This window comes from Thermobifida cellulosilytica TB100 (assembly GCF_001517975.1).
In the GTDB taxonomy this organism is placed as follows: domain Bacteria; phylum Actinomycetota; class Actinomycetes; order Streptosporangiales; family Streptosporangiaceae; genus Thermobifida; species Thermobifida cellulosilytica.
Window position 1 is genome coordinate 196,703 of the sequence record NZ_KQ950183.1, and the last position, 16,612, is coordinate 213,314.

Annotated in this window: 13 protein-coding genes; 10 read left to right on the forward strand and 3 right to left on the reverse strand. The window is 70.6% G+C overall.

The genetic code is table 11. The features are described from left to right. Nucleotides 1-141 precede the first annotated feature (141 nt). Genes AC529_RS13575 through AC529_RS13590 form a run of 4 tightly spaced genes read left to right on the forward strand, consistent with a single transcriptional unit; the run spans nucleotide 142 to nucleotide 4,278 of the window. Nucleotides 142-1,590 (forward strand): branched-chain amino acid ABC transporter permease, encoded by a 1,449-nt coding sequence (locus AC529_RS13575; protein WP_198156420.1) that lies wholly within the window; start codon nucleotides 142-144, stop codon nucleotides 1,588-1,590. Nucleotides 1,591-1,600: 10 nt separating this feature from the next. Next, nucleotides 1,601-2,587 (forward strand): branched-chain amino acid ABC transporter permease, encoded by a 987-nt coding sequence (locus tag AC529_RS13580; protein WP_068757244.1) that lies wholly within the window; start codon nucleotides 1,601-1,603, stop codon nucleotides 2,585-2,587. After that, nucleotides 2,577-3,458 (forward strand): ABC transporter ATP-binding protein, encoded by an 882-nt coding sequence (locus AC529_RS13585; protein WP_232306732.1) that lies wholly within the window; start codon nucleotides 2,577-2,579, stop codon nucleotides 3,456-3,458. The genes AC529_RS13580 and AC529_RS13585 overlap by 11 nt, the downstream gene beginning before the upstream one ends. Continuing rightward, the gene (locus AC529_RS13590; protein ID WP_068757247.1) at nucleotides 3,451-4,278 is read left to right on the forward strand and encodes an ABC transporter ATP-binding protein; all 828 of its coding nucleotides are present in this window, start codon (nucleotides 3,451-3,453) and stop codon (nucleotides 4,276-4,278) included. Before AC529_RS13585 ends, AC529_RS13590 begins: the two co-directional genes overlap by 8 nt. A gap of 216 nt (nucleotides 4,279-4,494) precedes the next feature. Here AC529_RS13590 and AC529_RS13595 read toward each other — a convergent pair whose 3' ends face one another. From AC529_RS13595 to AC529_RS13605, 3 genes are all read right to left on the reverse strand, one after another. Beyond that, complete coding sequence (locus AC529_RS13595; RefSeq protein WP_068757249.1) at nucleotides 4,495-5,739, reverse strand: ABC transporter substrate-binding protein; 1,245 nt, start codon at nucleotides 5,737-5,739, stop codon at nucleotides 4,495-4,497. 308 nt (nucleotides 5,740-6,047) lie between these two features. Beyond that, the gene (locus tag AC529_RS13600) at nucleotides 6,048-6,839 is read right to left on the reverse strand and encodes a DUF554 domain-containing protein (protein WP_068757250.1); all 792 of its coding nucleotides are present in this window, start codon (nucleotides 6,837-6,839) and stop codon (nucleotides 6,048-6,050) included. Between the two features lie 77 nt (nucleotides 6,840-6,916). Then, nucleotides 6,917-7,339, reverse strand: coding sequence for a PaaI family thioesterase (locus tag AC529_RS13605; RefSeq protein WP_068757252.1), 423 nt, complete (start codon nucleotides 7,337-7,339; stop codon nucleotides 6,917-6,919). An 86-nt stretch (nucleotides 7,340-7,425) separates the two neighbouring features. On the opposite strand from AC529_RS13605, the gene polA reads away from it, so the two are divergent. The 6 genes from polA (at nucleotide 7,426) to AC529_RS13635 (ending at nucleotide 16,394) form a co-directional block, all read left to right on the forward strand. Next, the gene (gene polA / locus AC529_RS13610) at nucleotides 7,426-10,188 is read left to right on the forward strand and encodes a DNA polymerase I (RefSeq protein ID WP_068757253.1); all 2,763 of its coding nucleotides are present in this window, start codon (nucleotides 7,426-7,428) and stop codon (nucleotides 10,186-10,188) included. A 103-nt stretch (nucleotides 10,189-10,291) separates the two neighbouring features. Continuing rightward, nucleotides 10,292-10,717, forward strand: coding sequence for an alternative ribosome rescue aminoacyl-tRNA hydrolase ArfB (gene arfB / locus AC529_RS13615; RefSeq protein WP_068757255.1), 426 nt, complete (start codon nucleotides 10,292-10,294; stop codon nucleotides 10,715-10,717). Nucleotides 10,718-11,137: 420 nt separating this feature from the next. Beyond that, nucleotides 11,138-12,604, forward strand: coding sequence for a 30S ribosomal protein S1 (gene rpsA, locus AC529_RS13620; protein ID WP_068757256.1), 1,467 nt, complete (start codon nucleotides 11,138-11,140; stop codon nucleotides 12,602-12,604). Between the two features lie 84 nt (nucleotides 12,605-12,688). Further along, nucleotides 12,689-13,288, forward strand: a complete 600-nt coding sequence (gene coaE, locus AC529_RS13625; RefSeq protein ID WP_198156421.1) for a dephospho-CoA kinase — start codon at nucleotides 12,689-12,691, stop codon at nucleotides 13,286-13,288. Between the two features lie 425 nt (nucleotides 13,289-13,713). Further along, the gene (uvrB, locus tag AC529_RS13630) at nucleotides 13,714-15,816 is read left to right on the forward strand and encodes an excinuclease ABC subunit UvrB (protein WP_068757258.1); all 2,103 of its coding nucleotides are present in this window, start codon (nucleotides 13,714-13,716) and stop codon (nucleotides 15,814-15,816) included. A gap of 89 nt (nucleotides 15,817-15,905) precedes the next feature. Next, a complete protein-coding gene (locus AC529_RS13635) occupies nucleotides 15,906-16,394 on the forward strand; it encodes a DUF3060 domain-containing protein (RefSeq protein ID WP_068757260.1) in 489 nt (162 codons plus the stop codon). The last annotated feature ends 218 nt before the right edge of the window (nucleotides 16,395-16,612 follow it).

Genomic DNA, 16,612 nt, shown 5'->3' on the forward strand with positions numbered 1-16,612 from the left:
AAGCAATGACGTTTGGATCACGTGGCTTAAGTGATCCTGAATAAACCGCCTAAATCCCGCTAAACTCGCGCCACCGAAACAACCAGCTTGGCCCATGGGTGAGCCCCGGGGCCTCCTCGATATGCGCAAGGGAGCGCGCACGTGCGCAGACGCCTCGTGACTGTCCTCCTCGCCGTGGTCGCCGCCATCCTGGCGACCCCGGCCGGGGCGGTGGCAGACACCCAGGGCGGTGAGACGCTCAACGGTCAGATCCGCAAACCCGAGACCGTGGAGGGAATCGACATCACGGTCTTCCAGGGGGACGAGGAGATCGGGACGGCGACCACCGACTCTGAGGGAAGATGGGAAGTGGAGCTGCCCGGACCGGGCGACTACCGCGTTGTGCTGGACGAGGAGTCCGTGCCCGACGAGTTCGTCGTCGCCGAACGGCCCGGCACCGAGCACACCGACGTCCAGGTCAGGCCCGGACAGCAACGCACCGTGATCTTCGTCCTCGAGTACCCGGGACAACAGGAGTCCACGCCGTCGCCCACGCAGAGCGAGGACGACTCCGCCGGGGAGTCCTCGGGCAGCGGGGAGGACGGCACCGAGGGCGTGGCGGCCGCGCCGGGCGTCTCCGCCAACTCCTCCTTCGGCACCAAGGTCCTCCAGCTCACCGTCGCCGGACTGCTCTACGGGCTGATCATCGCCATCTCCGCGGTCGGCCTGTCCCTGATCTTCGGCACCACCGGGCTGACCAACTTCGCCCACGGCGACATGGTGACCTTCGGCGCGCTCATGGCGCTGCTGTTCAGCGGCATGACGCTCTTCGCCGACGTCCACACCGCGATCACCGGCCTGCTGTCGGACGTGTGGCTGCTCGGCCCGGTCCTGGGCTTCGTGTTCCGGCCCATGGTGCTCGCCACCCTGGTGGCGATCCTGCTGGGCGGGCTGCTGGGCGCGGTGCTGGAGCGGTTCGTCTGGCGGCCGCTGCGCAGGCGCAACGTGGCGCTGATCCAGATGTTCATCGTCTCCATCGGCCTGGCCATGGTGCTGCGGCACGTCCTGCTGGTGGCCTTCGGCGGCAACCGGATCACCTACCCCGACTTCCAGCTCCAGGAGGCGATGCGGCTGGGACCGGTCGCGATCACCCCCCGCGACCTGACGATCATGGTCCTGTCGGTGCTGGTCCTGGTGGGAGTGGCCGCCCTGTTGCAGTTCACCCGGGTCGGCAAGGCGATGCGGGCGGTCTCCGACAACCGCGACCTGGCCGAGTCCTCCGGGATCAACGTGGACCGGGTGACGCTGTACGTGTGGACGCTGGGCGGCGCCCTGTCCGCCCTGGGCGGCGTCTTCTACGGCCTCAACCAGGTCGTCTACTGGCAGATGGGCTTCCACCTGCTGCTGCTGATGTTCGCCGCGGTCATCCTCGGCGGCCTGGGCACCGCCTACGGCGCGATGGTGGGCGGCCTGGTCATCGGCCTGGTGGCGCAGTTGTCCACGCTGTGGTTCCCGTCGCAGCTCATGAACGCCTGGGCGCTCGGGATCATGATCATCATGCTGCTGGTCCGGCCCCAGGGCATCCTGGGACGGCGCGAGCGGGTCGGCTAGGAGAGGAACGATGGATATTCTGCAGGTCCTCGCCGATGCCACGCGGTCGGCGATCGGTCCGGTGGCCGCCGTCTACGCGCTTGCCGCCATCGGACTGAACATGCACTTCGGCTACACCGGCCTGCTCAACTTCGGCCAGGTCGGCTTCATGCTGGTCGGCGGCTACGGCGTCGCGGTCAGCGTGAGCACCTTCGGCCTGCCCCTGTGGGCGGGCATCCTGGTCGGCATCGCCTGCGCGGTCGCGCTGGCGCTGCTGCTGGGCGTCCCGACGCTGCGGCTGCGCGCCGACTACCTGGCGATCACCACGATCGCGGTGGCCGAGGTGGCGCGCCTCGTCTACCGGGCGGAGTTCCTCCGCGACATCACCGGCGGCGTCTACGGCCTCCAGGGGTTCGCCGGCGGCTTCTACGACCTCAACCCCTTCCCCTCCGGCCGCTACGGCTTCGGATGGCTCGCCTTCAACGCCCGCGACCTGTGGATGATGACGGTCGCCTGGGGGCTGGTGCTGCTGGCCAGCGTGCTGATGTGGCTGCTGGTCCACAGCCCGTGGGGACGGGTCATCAAGGGCATCCGCGAGGACGAGGACGCGGTGCGCAGCCTCGGCAAGAACGTCTTCGTCTACAAGATGCAGAGCCTCGTCCTGGGCGGCGTGTTCGGCGCGCTGGCGGGCGCGATGCTCGTGGTCAACCAGCAGACGATCACCCCCGACCAGTTCATGCCGCAGGTGACGTTCTACCTGTGGGCGATCCTGCTGCTGGGCGGGGCCGGGCGCACCCTGGGGCCGGTGCTGGGATCGGTGGTGATGTGGTTCCTGCTCACGGCCTCCGACAGCGTGCTGCGCCAGCTCACCTCCTCCGGGGTGATCACGTTCATCACCAACTCGGAGATCGGCGGCATCCGGCACGCGCTGGTGGGCGTGGCGCTGGTGGTGCTCATCGTCTTCCGGCCGCAAGGGCTCATCGGCAACCGCAAGGAGATGCTGGTCAATGTCAAGTGACGTGAACGGGGCCGCGGCCGACCGGATGGCCGGGGTGGAGCCGGTACCGGGGGTGGCCAAGCCGGACCCGATCCTCGTGGTCGACGGGGTGCGGCGCTCCTTCGGCGGCCTGACCGCGGTCGACGTGGACCACCTGGAGGTGCAGCGGGGCACGATCACGGCGCTGATCGGCCCCAACGGTGCGGGCAAGTCCACCCTGTTCAACCTGCTCACCGGATTCGACCGGGTCGACGCGGGGGAGTGGCACTTCGACGGCACGCGGCTCAACGGCCTGGGCGGGCACCGGGTGGCCCGCAGGGGGATGGTCCGCACCTTCCAGTTGACCAAGGCGCTGACGCGGCTGACGGTCATGGAGAACATGCTGCTGGCGGCGCCGCGGCAGACCGGTGAGCGCATGCTCGGCGCGTTCGCGCGCCCGGTGTGGCGCGCCCAGGAGGCGGCCAACCGGGAGCGGGCCGAACATCTGCTGGAGCGGTTCAAGCTGCTGGCCAAGAAGGACGAGATGGCGGGCAGCCTCTCCGGCGGACAGCGCAAGCTGCTGGAGATGGCCCGCGCGCTCATGGTCGAACCGTCGATGATCATGCTCGACGAGCCGATGGCGGGGGTGAACCCGGCACTGGTGCAGTCGCTGCTGGAGCACATCACCGCGCTGCGCGACGAGGGCAGGACGGTACTCTTCGTCGAGCACGACATGGACGTCATCATGGGCATCAGCGACTGGATCGTGGTGCTGGCCGAGGGGAAGGTGATCGCCGAGGGCCGGCCCTCGGACATCCGCGCCGACCAGCGGGTGATCGACGCCTACCTGGGCGCCGGGCACGACGATTCCGAGCAGGAGCCGCCGACCGACAGCGGGGGAAGCCATGAGTGAGCAGGAGCGGGGCGCGACGCCGGACGAGGCGGCGGCCCACCAGCAGGCGCGCGAGGAGGTCCTGGAGCGCGCCGCGGCCGAGGAGGTCGGCGCCGACAGCGACTACCTGGTGGTGGCGCGCGACCTCGTGGCCGGATACGTGCCCGGGGTGAACATCCTCAACGGCTGCACGCTGACGCTGTCCGAGGGCGAGATCGTGGCGATCATCGGCCCCAACGGCGCGGGCAAGTCGACGCTGATCAAGACGGTGTTCGGGCTGATCCCGGTGCGCAGCGGCAGCCTGTCGCTGCGCGGGCAGAGCATCGTGGGACTGCCCGCGCACGAGCTGGTGAAGCGGGGCGTGGGCTACGTCCCGCAGACGCGCAACGTGTTCCCGTCGCTGACGATCGAGGAGAACCTCCAGATGGGCGCCTACCTGCGGCCCAAGCAGGTGCCCGAGCGGTTCGAGGCGGTCGCCGAGCTGTTCCCGCTGCTGGCCAAGCGGCGCAAGGCGAAGGCCGGGTCGCTGTCGGGCGGCGAGCGCCAGATGGTGGCCATGGGCCGGGCGCTGATGATGAACCCGTCGGTGCTGCTGCTCGACGAGCCGACCGCCGGCCTGTCGCCGATCTACCAGGAAGAGGTCTTCCAGCGGGTCAAGCAGATCAACGCCACCGGGGTCTCGGTGCTCATGGTGGAGCAGAACGCCCGGCGCTGCCTACAGATCTGCGACCGGGGCTACGTGCTGGACCAGGGGCGCAACGCCTACACCGGCACGGGCCGGGAGCTGCTGAGCGACCCGAACGTGATCGAGCTGTACCTGGGGACGCTGGCCAAGGCCTGAGCCGCCCCCGCCGCGCGGAGGGGTTCCGGAGGACGTCCGGGACCCCTCCTCCGTTGTCCGCGGCCCTCCCCCCGCTGCGGTCCGGGGCCGGGGCGCCGGAGGAGCGGGCCGGGACAGCGGGGCGGGCGCCAGGGGGCCGGAGGAGCGGGTCGGCGGACACGGGAAGGGCCCGGAACCTGCGGTTCCGGGCCCGGTGCGTGCGGGAGACGGGGAGGACTACTCCTCGCCGCCGCTCTGGACGTACTCGAAGACCGTGTACTCGCCGTCCTCGAACCCGTAGATCATGAACGAGGCGGCGGTGACGTCGCCGTTCTCGTCGAAGTCCAGCGGGCCGCTGACGCCGTCGAAGTCGATGTCGGCGCCCTCGGACAGCAGGTCGCGGCACTCCGCGAAGGAGGTGCACTTCTCGCCGTCACGGGTGACGTCGATCATCTCGGACACGAAGTCGGAGGGCGCGGTGCTGCCCGCGGCCTCGGCGGCCAGAGCGATCGTGATGGCGCAGTCGTAGACCTGCGCGGCGTACTGGTAGTCCTCCAGGTCCGGGGCGAACTCGGCGAGGGCCTGGTCGAACTCGGGGGCGTTCACGCCGGGGGCGGTGCCCTTGAAGCCGTCCAGGACCGACGGGTCGCCCTCGTCGACGGAGGTGTTCAGGGTCGTGGAGTTCATGCCGTCGGCGCTGTACATCTGGTCGGCCTTGATGCCGGCCTCCAGCAGGCCGGAGATGGCCTGCACGCCCTCCTCGAAGGAGACCAGGACGACCGCGTCCGGCTTGGAGTCGGCGATGGCGTTGACCGCGGCGTCGAAGTTGGTCGCGTTGGGGTCGTAGCTCTCCTTGGCCGTGATCTCCGCACCGCTGGCCTCCAGGGCCTCGGCCACGGAGTTGGCCAGGCCCTCGCCGTAGTCGTCGGCGCGGTAGGCGATGGCGACGCTCTGGTGGCCGTCGGCGAGGATGGTCTCGGCGAGCACCGGACCCTGCATCAGGTCGCTGGGGGCGGTGCGGAAGTAGTAGCCGCCGTCCTCGTAGGTGCTGAGGGCGGGCGAGGTGTTGGAGCCCGAGCACTGCACGACCTCGGCGCCGGTGACGGAGTCGATGATCGCCATGGTCATGCCGGAGGCGGCGGCACCCAGGATGGCGTCCACGCCCTGGTCGAGCAGGCGGTTGGCGGCCTCGTTGGCCTGGGCTGCGTCGCCGGCCTCGTCGCCGCCCACGAGCTCGGGAAGCTGGGTCCCCAGCACACCGCCGGCGTCGTTGATCTCCTGGATCGCGTACTCGGCCGCGGTGATCTGCGGCGGGCCGAGGAAGGAGAGGTCGCCGCTCTCGGGGAAGATGTAGCCGAACTGCAGCGCGTCGCCGCCGCCTTCCCCTCCCTCGCCGCTCTCGCCGCCACCGCCGCACGCGGTGAGTCCCAGGGCCAGCGCCGCGACCGCGGCAGTAAAGCCCAGCGCCTTCGTCTTAGGCATCCATCTCTCCATTCAACCCGCGTTGATCGCGTGTGAATCTCCACGTCTGCCCTGCCGCCATGTTCGGGCGGGCTTAACCATGGGCGTTAGCGGAGCTTAACGCCGGAATCTGAGGTTGAGGAAGATGGTCCGGTGTGTCGCTGCGGAGTCGGGTTCATGCTGTTACTTACCTGTAGCCGAATATTTGGCTGGTAATAGGGGCTTTTACGGAGAGTTGTGTGACGGAGGCTTCACGTGGTGGCGAAAGGGCTTCGGGCGGCGAAAACCCGGAAATAGTGCCGGTCTGGAAAACGCCGGAGAATTCGGGGTCAGAAAGCGGCGACGAGCGCGGTGAGGAGGGGGGCGACCAGCAGGGCGGGCAGCAGGTCGGCGACGGGCAGGTCCTCGCGGATGCGCAGCAGGCGCAGCGCCACGCCGACGAGCAGCAGCCCTCCGGTGGCGGTGAGCGCGGCGATGTGGGCGTCGGGCAGGACGCTGCCCAGGGCCACCCCCAGCAGGGTGAAGGCGCCCTGGTAGACGAGGACGGCCAGGACCGAGGCGAGGACGCCCGGCCCCAGGGCCGCGGCGAAGGCGATCGAGGCGAAGCCGTCCAGGGCGGCCTTGAGGGCGAGCTGGTCGATGCCGTTGCCCAGGCCGTCGCTGAGCGCGCCGAGGATGGCCAGGGGGCCGACCAGGAAGACCAGGGAGGAGCTGACGAAGCCCTCCACGAAGCGCTCCGAGGCGCTGGCCGCGCCCCCCTCCGCGGTGCCGGAGCCGGGGGAGGCGGCGACCGCCGCGGCGGAGCGGCGGGTCAGCACGGCGCGCAGCGTGCGGCCGAGCTGCTCCAGGCGCTGCTCGATGCGGAGCAGGGAGCCGACGATGCCGCCGAGCAGCAGCGAGCCCAGCACGATGAGGGTGGGGGCGGCGCCGCCGACCGCCGCGGCGAGGTCGGCGGAGAGCACCTCGGCGGTGTTGAGCGCGGCGATGAGGAGCACCACGAGCCCCAGCGCGTCGGTGACCACGGTCCGGGTGCGCTCCGGGAGGCGGCCGCCGAGGGCCAGGCCCAGGCCCGAACCCACGACGATGGCGATGACGTTGACGAGCGTGCCCAACCCGGGCATCCGATCCTCCGATGTCTTCTGGTGCGGACGGGGCGGCGCGCCGCGCGCCGCCCCGGTGGCGGTGGTGCCGGGCGGGCTCAGCGCGGGGGCGCGTCGCGCAGCATGCAGGTCAGCCGGGAGGTGCACACGCGCCGACCGGTGTCGTCGGTGATCTCGATGTCCCAGGTGGCCAGGGTGCGGCCGCTGTGGACGGGCACGGCCACCCCGGTGACGTGGCCGGAGGTGGCGCTGCGGTGGTGCGTCGCGTTGATCTCGATGCCCACGGCGACGCGGTCCGGCCCGGCGAGGAGGGCCGATCCGATCGAGCCGAGCGTCTCGGCGAGCACGCAGGAGGCGCCGCCGTGCAGCAGGCCGTAGGGCTGGGTGTTGCCCTCGACGGGCATGCGGCCGACCATGCGCGTCGCGGAGGCCTCCAGCAGCTCCACGCCCATCCGCTCGGCCAGCGCGCCGAGGGGGATGGAGCCGAGGAGTTCGGTCTGCTTCTGCGGGTCCAGTGCCATGGGACGAGCTCCGTGTCGGGAAGTGGATCGGACGTGCTCCGCCGGGGGCCGCGAAATTGTCCCCCCGGCATCCTAGGATTCGTCGTGTGGTGAACACACAGGCGACCCCCGAGCAGACCCGTTCCTCCGAGGCCGGCGAGGGGGGTGGACGCCCTCGGCTGCTGTTGGTGGACGGCCACTCCATGGCCTTCCGCGCCTTCTTCGCCCTCCCGGCGGAGAAGTTCGTCAACAGCGCGGGCCAGGCGACCAACGCCATCTACGGCTTCACCTCGATGCTGGTCAAGCTGCTGCGCGACGAGCAGCCCACGCACATCGCGGTGGCCTGGGACCGCTCCGAGCCGACCTTCCGGCACGAGGAGTACGCCGACTACAAGGCGGGCCGCGCCGAGACCCCGCCGGAGTTCCCCGGCCAGGTCGGGCTGCTCCAGGAGCTGCTGGGCCTGATCGGCGTCACCAGCCTGTCGGTCGCGGGCTACGAGGCCGACGACATCATCGCCACGCTGGCCGTCCGCGGGCTCGACCGCGGCATGGAGGTGCTCATCGCCTCGGGCGACCGCGACACCTTCCAGTTGGTCGGCGCCGACTGCACGGTGCTGTACCCGGGCAAGAGCCTGTCGGACCTGGTCCGCATGACCCCCGAGGCGGTCGAGGCCAAGTACGCGGTGCCGCCCGAGCGCTACCGCGACCTCGCGGCGCTGGTGGGGGAGAAGTCCGACAACCTGCCGGGGGTGCCCGGGGTGGGGCCCAAGACCGCCGCCAAGTGGCTGGCCAAGTACGGCTCCCTGGACGAGCTGGTGGCCCGCGCCGACGAGATCGGCGGCAAGGCCGGGCAGAACTTCCGCGACCACCTCGACGACGTGCTGCGCAACCAGCGCCTCAACCGGCTCGAGACCGACGTCGACGTCGGCCTCGACGTGGCCGAGATGACGCTGGGCGCCTGGAACCGCGACGGCGTCAACCTGCTCTTCGACAACCTGGAGTTCGCCTCGACCCTGCGCGACCGGCTGTTCGCGGTGCTGGGCGAGAGCGAGGCCGCCGGAGAGGCCGCGGACGTCCCCGACGAGGGGTTCGCCGTCGAACTGGTCGAGGTCGCCCCCGGCGGGCTCGCCGCGTGGCTGGCCGCCGAGACCGCGGCCGGAGCGCGCACCGGGCTGGCCGTCGAGGGGACCTGGGGGCGCGGCAGCGGCGACGTCGTCCGGCTGGCCGTCGCGGCGCCGTCGGGCCGGGCGGTCTGCCTCGACCCGGCGCGGCTGGACCCGGCGGACGAGGCCGCGCTCGCCGCGTGGCTGGCCGACCCGGCCAGCCCCAAGGCCCTGCACGACGCCAAGGGGCCGATGACGGCGCTGCGGGCCCGCGGCTGGGAGCTGGCCGGGCTCGACTCCGACACCGCCATCGCCGCCTACCTGGCGATGCCCGGGCGGCGCAACTTCGACCTGGCCGACCTGTGCACCCGCTACCTGGGCCGGGAGCTGACCGAGTCCGGCGCCGAGGGCGCCCAGCTCACCCTCGACCTCGACGGCGTGGGCGACGACCAGGAGGCGCAGCGCCGCGCGCTGGCCACCCGCGCGCTGGCCACCCTGGAGCTAGCCCTGGCCCTGGACGCCGAGCTCGCCCGGCGCGGCGCCGACGGGCTCCTGCGCGACCTGGAGATCCCGCTGGCGGGGGTGCTGTCCCGGATGGAGTCCGCGGGCATCGCCGCCGACCTCGACTACCTGCACGCGCTGGAGGAGGAGTTCGCCGCCGCGGTGCGCCAGGCGGTGGACGAGGCGCACCGGGTGGTGGGCCGCGAGTTCAACCTGGGCTCGCCCAAGCAGCTCCAGCAGATCCTCTTCGACGAGCTGGGCCTGCCCAAGACGAAGCGGATCAAGACGGGCTACACCACCGACGCCGACGCGCTGGCCTGGCTGGCGGCCCAGACCGACAACGAGCTCCCGGTGATCCTGCTGCGCCACCGCGACCAGACCAAGCTACGCACCACCGTCGAGGGGCTGATCAAGACCGTCGCCGAGGACGGGCGCATCCACACCACCTTCAACCAGACGGTGGCCGCCACCGGACGGCTCAGCTCGGCCGACCCCAACCTACAGAACATCCCGGTGCGCACCGACGCGGGCCGGCGCATCCGCCGCGCCTTCGTCGTGGGCGAGGGCTACGAGTACCTGCTCACCGCCGACTACAGCCAGATCGAACTGCGGATCATGGCGCACCTGTCGCAGGACGAGGCGCTGATCGAGGCGTTCCAGAGCGGCTACGACTTCCACGCCCAGATCGCCGCGCGGGTCTTCCACCTGCCCGTGGACCGGGTCGACGGCGAGGCGCGGGCCCGGATCAAGGCCATGAACTACGGCCTGGCCTACGGGCTGAGCGACTACGGGCTGTCGCAGCAGCTCGGCATCACGCCCAAGGAGGCGCGGGTCCTCATGGAGGACTACTTCGCCCACTTCGGGAAGGTCCGCGACTACCTGGAGGCCGTGGTGGCCCGGGCGCGGCGCGACGGCTACACCGCCACCATGCTGGGACGCCGCCGCTACCTGCCCGACCTCAACAGCGACAACCGGCAGCGCCGCGAGATGGCCGAGCGCATGGCCCTCAACGCGCCCATCCAGGGGTCGGCGGCCGACATCATCAAGCTCGCGATGCTGCGGGTGGACCGGGCGCTGCGGGAGAACGGCCTCGCCTCGCGCATGCTGCTCCAGGTCCACGACGAGCTGGTGCTGGAGGTCGCGCCCGGCGAGCTGGACACGGTGCGGGAGCTGGTGGTCGAGCACATGTCCGGCGCCCAGGAGCTGCGGGTCCCGCTGGCCGTGTCGGTGGGGGTGGGCCCCAACTGGCACGACGCGGCGCACTGAGCGGGCGGCCCGGCCGCGCACGTCCGGGAGAAGGCCTCCCCGCCCCCGGGGGCCCGGCGGTAGGATCCCGGAGGAGGACGGCGACCGGGAACGAGGAGGCGCGATGGGGGACCCGCACGGCGCCCCCGCCGTGGAGCTGCGCGAGGAGGAGCTGGTGTGGCGCTTCTCCCGCTCCTCGGGGCCCGGCGGGCAGCACGTCAACACCTCCGACACCCGGGTCTCGCTGTCGCTGGACGTCACCACCACCGCGGTCCTCACCGAGGCCGAGCGCGAACGCGCCCTCCGCAGGCTGGGGCCGCGGCTGGTCGACGGGATGCTGACGGTGTCGGTGCAGGACTTCCGCTCCCAGGCGCGCAACCGCGAGGCGGCCCGCCAGCGGCTGGCCGCACTGCTGGGCGAGGCCGCGCGGCCCCCGGCGCGCGGCAGGCGCCCCACCCGCCCCACGCGCGCGGCGAAGGAGCGCCGGCTGCGGGAGAAACGCCGCCGCTCCGCCCTCAAGCGCGCCCGTTCGGGGCGTTACGACGACTAGATCACCCGAGACGGAAATTTTACTCACCCGAAACCTTCAAAGACGGGGCTCCTGCTTGTAGCATCCGTGGTGGAGTGCGGCCAAGATCACGCAGAGGCGAGTCCACTCCCCCCTTTTTCTCTCCGGCCTCAGAAACATGACGAAACAGGATTGATTCCGGCGCTCACCCCTGCTTCCGATTGACCAAGGGGCAGTCGTCTCATAGGCTGGTGTGAGCGTTGTGGATTCGCATGCACACACTCGATTCGGGGTTCGCCCAGGGTCGGGGGAGGCTCGACCGGCCGCCGTGCGGATCGTGAGGCCAGTCACACCCCAGTGTGGCGGACCTTCCGTCCGGACCACGCCGTTCGAATCCGAATCAATGTGTTCTCACAGCGTGTCCAAGCTTCTATCCATGTCCGTACCGGAGTCCACCCACACATGACGAGCAGCACCGAGGCCACCTCGACACCGCAGGTAGCGGTCAACGACATCGGTTCCGAGGAAGCCTTCCTCGCCGCGATCGACGAGACCATCAAGTACTTCAACGACGGTGACATCGTCGAAGGCACCATCGTGAAGGTCGATCGAGACGAGGTCTTGCTCGACATCGGCTACAAGACCGAGGGTGTGATCCCCTCACGCGAACTCTCGATCAAGCACGACGTCGACCCCAACGAGGTCGTCGCCGTCGGAGACCATGTCGAGGCCCTTGTCCTGCAGAAGGAGGACAAGGAAGGCCGCCTCATCCTGTCCAAGAAGCGCGCCCAGTACGAGCGCGCCTGGGGCACGATCGAAAAGATCAAGGAGGAGGACGGCGTCGTCACCGGCACCGTCATCGAGGTCGTCAAGGGCGGTCTCATCCTCGACATCGGCCTGCGCGGCTTCCTGCCCGCCTCCCTCGTCGAGATGCGTCGCGTGCGTGACCTTCAGCCCTACGTGGGACGCGAGCTCGAAGCCAAGATCATCGAGCTTGACAAGAACCGCAACAACGTCGTCCTGTCGCGCCGTGCCTGGCTGGAGCAGACCCAGTCCGAGGTCCGCCAGACCTTCCTCAACACCCTGCAGAAGGGCCAGATCCGCAAGGGTGTGGTCTCCTCGATCGTCAACTTCGGCGCGTTCGTGGACCTCGGCGGTGTCGACGGTCTGGTGCACGTGTCCGAGCTGTCCTGGAAGCACATCGACCACCCGAGCGAGGTCGTCGAGGTCGGCCAGGAGGTCACGGTCGAGGTCCTCGACGTCGACATGGAGCGCGAGCGCGTCTCCCTGTCGCTGAAGGCCACCCAGGAAGACCCGTGGCAGCAGTTCGCCCGCACCCACCAGATCGGCCAGGTCGTCCCCGGCAAGGTCACCAAGCTGGTGCCGTTCGGTGCGTTCGTCCGGGTCGAGGAGGGCATCGAGGGCCTGGTGCACATCTCCGAGCTGGCCGAGCGCCACGTGGAGATCCCCGAGCAGGTCGTCCAGGTCGGCACCGAGATCTTCGTCAAGATCATCGACATCGACCTCGACCGGCGCCGCATCAGCCTGTCGCTCAAGCAGGCCAACGAGAGCGTCTCGCCGGACCAGACCGAGTTCGACCCGACTCTGTACGGCATGACCGCCGAGTACGACGAGCACGGCAACTACAAGTACCCCGAGGGCTTCGACCCCGAGACCGGCGAGTGGATGGAGGGCTACGAGGCCCAGCGCGACGAGTGGGAGCGCCAGTACGCCCTGGCGCAGGCCCGCTTCGAGGCGCACCGCAAGCAGGTCCAGGAGGCGCAGGCCGCCGAGGCCGAGGCTGCCCAGGCGCAGTACCAGCCCGAGGTGGAGGACAGCGGCTCCGGGCAGGGCAGCAGCGGGGCGCTGGCCTCCGACGAGGCCCTGGCCGCGCTGCGGGAGAAGCTCGCGGGCGGCGGCGAGAGCTGATCGTCCCACGGCTGACCGAGGGGGCCGTCCCGAAAGGGGCGGCCCCCTCCGCGTTGCGCGGACGCGGTCCGTAGGATCGGCGCCATGCTGACAGTGGGACTGACCGGCGGGATCGGGTCGGGCAAGAGTTCGGTGGCGCGCCGCCTGGCCGAGTACGGGGCGCTGGTCATCGACGCCGACGCCGTCGCACGCGAGGTCGTGGAGCCGGGCACGCCCGCGCTGGCCGAGATCGTCGCCGAGTTCGGCGAGCAGGTGCTCACCCCGGACGGGCGGCTGGACCGGCCCAAGCTCGGCGCGATCGTGTTCGCCGACGAGGCCAAGCTGGCCCGGCTGAACGAGATCGTGCACCCCCGCGTGGGGCAGCGCACCCAGGAGCTGATGGAGCGCGCCGGGGAGGGCACGATCGTCGTCTACGACGTGCCGCTGCTGGTCGAGAACGGCCTGGCCGACCGCTACGACGTGGTGGTCGTGGTGGACGTCCCCGTCGAGACCCAGGTGGAGCGGGTGGTGGCCAACCGGGGCATGCCCGCCGACCAGGTCCGCGCCCGCATCAGGGCCCAGGCCGACCGGGAGCAGCGCCGCGCGGTCGCCGACATCGTCATCGACAACTCCGGCACCGAGCAGGAGCTGGACGCCCGCGTCGCCGAGGTGTGGCAGGAGTTGCAGCGCCGCGCCGCCGCGTGACCCCCTCCCCGCCTCCCGGACGCCGCCGCGGCCGGGAGCGGACGGGAAAGTGCGGCGGGTCCCCGGGAAGCGGGGAACCCAGACACGGAGTTGACGAACTCCGCACTTTTCGATCGGTTGGCAAAGAGAAGACGACTTCTTTCCCCTCGGGGGTTCGCGGCGAAGAGCGGGCGGTGCCGCGGCAGGCGCCCGGGGAGGAAGGCGCCGGCCCCGTCGTGCTCGCCGGTGTCCCCGCGCTCAGGAGGCCGCAGAGCGCTTCCCGGCCGCGGGGCGCGGCCCGCGACACCGGCGCCTGCCCGGGGAGGCAGCGAGGCGCCTCCCGGCGCCCTCGGACGGCCGTGGACGGGTCGCGTCGGCGTACCGTGTCACTGCCGCGCCCTAGAGTGGGGAGGGGCGGACAGGTTTTCGACACGCCGGGGGGACTCATGCGACCGGTCACCGACATCCAGCGCACGGCCAAGCCGTTCGAGGTGGTCTCGGAGATGGTCCCGGCGGGCGACCAGCCCGCGGCGATCGCCGAACTGGCCCGGCGGATCGAGGGCGGCGCCAGCGACGTGGTGCTGCTGGGGGCCACCGGTACGGGCAAGACCGCCACCGTGGCCTGGCTGGTGGAGAAGCTCCAGCGCCCCACCCTGGTCATGCAGCCCAACAAGACGCTGGCCGCGCAGTTCGCCAACGAGCTGCGCGAGATGCTGCCGAACAACGCCGTCGAGTACTTCGTCTCCTACTACGACTACTACCAGCCCGAGGCGTACGTCCCGCAGACCGACACCTACATCGAGAAGGACTCCTCCATCAACGAGGAGGTCGAGCGGCTGCGCCACTCGGCGACCACCTCGCTGCTCACCCGCCGCGACACCGTCGTGGTGGCGTCGGTGTCGTGCATCTACGGCCTGGGCACCCCGCAGGAGTACGTGGACCGCATGGCCGCCGTCGAGGTCGGCATGGAGATCGACCGCGACGAGCTGCTGCGCCGGCTCGTGGAGATGCAGTACAGCCGCAACGACGTCGCGTTCACCCGCGGCACCTTCCGGGTGCGCGGCGACACCGTCGAGATCATCCCGGTCTACCAGGAGCTGGCGATCCGCATCGAGATGTTCGGCGACGAGGTGGAGCGGCTGCTGACGCTGCACCCGATCACCGGCGAGGTGCTGGGCGAGAGCGACCGGGTCTACATCTTCCCCGCCTCGCACTACGTGGCGGGGCCCGAGCGCCTGCAACGCGCCATCGCCGACATCCAGGCTGAGCTGGGCGAGCGGCTGTCCGAACTGGAGGCGGCGGGCAAGCTGCTGGAGGCGCAGCGGCTGCGCATGCGCACCACCTACGACCTGGAGATGCTGGAGCAGATGGGGACCTGCGCGGGGGTGGAGAACTACTCCCGGCACTTCGACGGCCGCGCCCCCGGCACCCCGCCCCACACCCTGCTCGACTACTTCCCCGAGGACTTCCTGCTGGTCATCGACGAGTCGCACGTCACCGTGCCGCAGATCGGCGGCATGTACGAGGGCGACGCGGCCCGCAAGCGCACCCTGGTCGAGCACGGTTTCCGGCTGCCGTCGGCGATGGACAACCGCCCGCTGAAGTGGGAGGAGTTCCGCGAGCGCATCGGACAGACCGTCTACCTGTCGGCCACGCCCGGCCCCTACGAGCTGGAGCGGGTCGGCGGCGACGTGGTGGAGCAGGTGATCCGTCCGACCGGCCTGGTGGACCCGGAGGTGGTGGTCAAGCCCACCGAGGGGCAGATCGACGACCTGGTGCACGAGATCCGGGTGCGCGCCGAACGCGACGAGCGGGTGCTGGTCACCACGCTCACCAAGAAGATGGCCGAGGACCTCACCGACTACCTCACCGACCTGGGCATCCGGGTGCGCTACCTGCACAGCGAGATCGACACGCTGCGCCGGGTGGAGCTGCTGCGCGAGCTGCGGGTGGGCGTCTTCGACGTGCTGGTCGGCATCAACCTGCTGCGGGAGGGCCTGGACCTGCCCGAGGTGTCGCTGGTGGCGATCCTGGACGCCGACAAGGAGGGGTTCCTGCGGTCGGAGACCTCGCTCATCCAGACCATCGGTCGGGCCGCGCGCCACGTCGCCGGGCAGGTGCACATGTACGCCGACCGGATCACCGACTCCATGGCCGCGGCCATCGAGGAGACCAACCGGCGGCGCGCCAAGCAGCTCGCCTACAACGCCGAGCACGGCATCGACCCCAAGCCGCTGCGCAAGAAGATCGCCGACATCCTCGACTCGCTGGCCCGGGAGGACGCCGACACCGCCGAGCTGCTCGCCGCCGGACGGCGCGGGGAGCGGCGGGCCGGGACCCCGGTCCCCGGGCAGGCGCGCGGCCGCGGACGCGCCGGCGGAGCGGCGGGCCTGCCCCGCGCGGAACTGGCCGACCTGGTCGAACAGCTCACCGAGCAGATGCACCAGGCAGCCGCCGACCTGCAGTTCGAGCTCGCCGCGCGGCTGCGTGACGAGATCAAGGAACTCAAGCGCGAGCTGCGCGGGATGGAGGAGGCGGGCATCGGCTGACCGGTGCCGCGAACTTTTCCTCCGCCGGGGGCGTCTCACCGGGGGGAGCGGCCGGTGCGCCGTACGGAGAGGGAGCAAAGGAGACGGGAGTGCGGAACCGGATTCCGGCGGTGGTCGGCACGGTGGTGCTCGTCGCCGTCGCGGCAGCGGGGTGCGCGGGCGGGATCAGCCTGCGCGACGAGAACGGCACGGGGATCTCGATCGACGAGAACGGCGACATCTCGGTGGGCAACGGCGAGACCGAGCTGGAGATCTCCGGTGACGGGGAGGGCGCGTCGGACGGCGGGGCCGTGGTCACCGACGAGCTGATCAACGTCGCCACGGACGGGGGGACGGTGGTCCACGACTGCGGAGGGCGCAGCGCCAACGTCGTGGCCAACGGGGCGACGGTCACCCTCAACGGCTCCTGCGTCCTGGTCACCGTTGCCGGGAGCGGCAACCAGGTGAGCGTAGGATCGGCCACGGAGGTGAATGTTCTGGGATCCGACAACACCGTCTACTACGCGTCCGGAAACCCCGTCATCACCGATCTGGGGAGCGGGAACACCGTCGAGCAGGGAGGGGACGCCGCTCCCTGACCCCCGAGGGCTCCCGTACCGGCAGGACCGTCCGGACCTCGGACGCTTCCTGTTTTGGTTACGGTTGAGGGGTTTGCTCCAAATGTGTGGACCGTGGGAGATTGTCTGACGACAATTGGCCAACAATGGGAGAAACTTCTGGCGTTTTGCCTGCGTTCCGCGGTTCGAAGCGATACCGTACGCTTCGGTAGTCGATATGCGACTTTAGGTGATCGGCA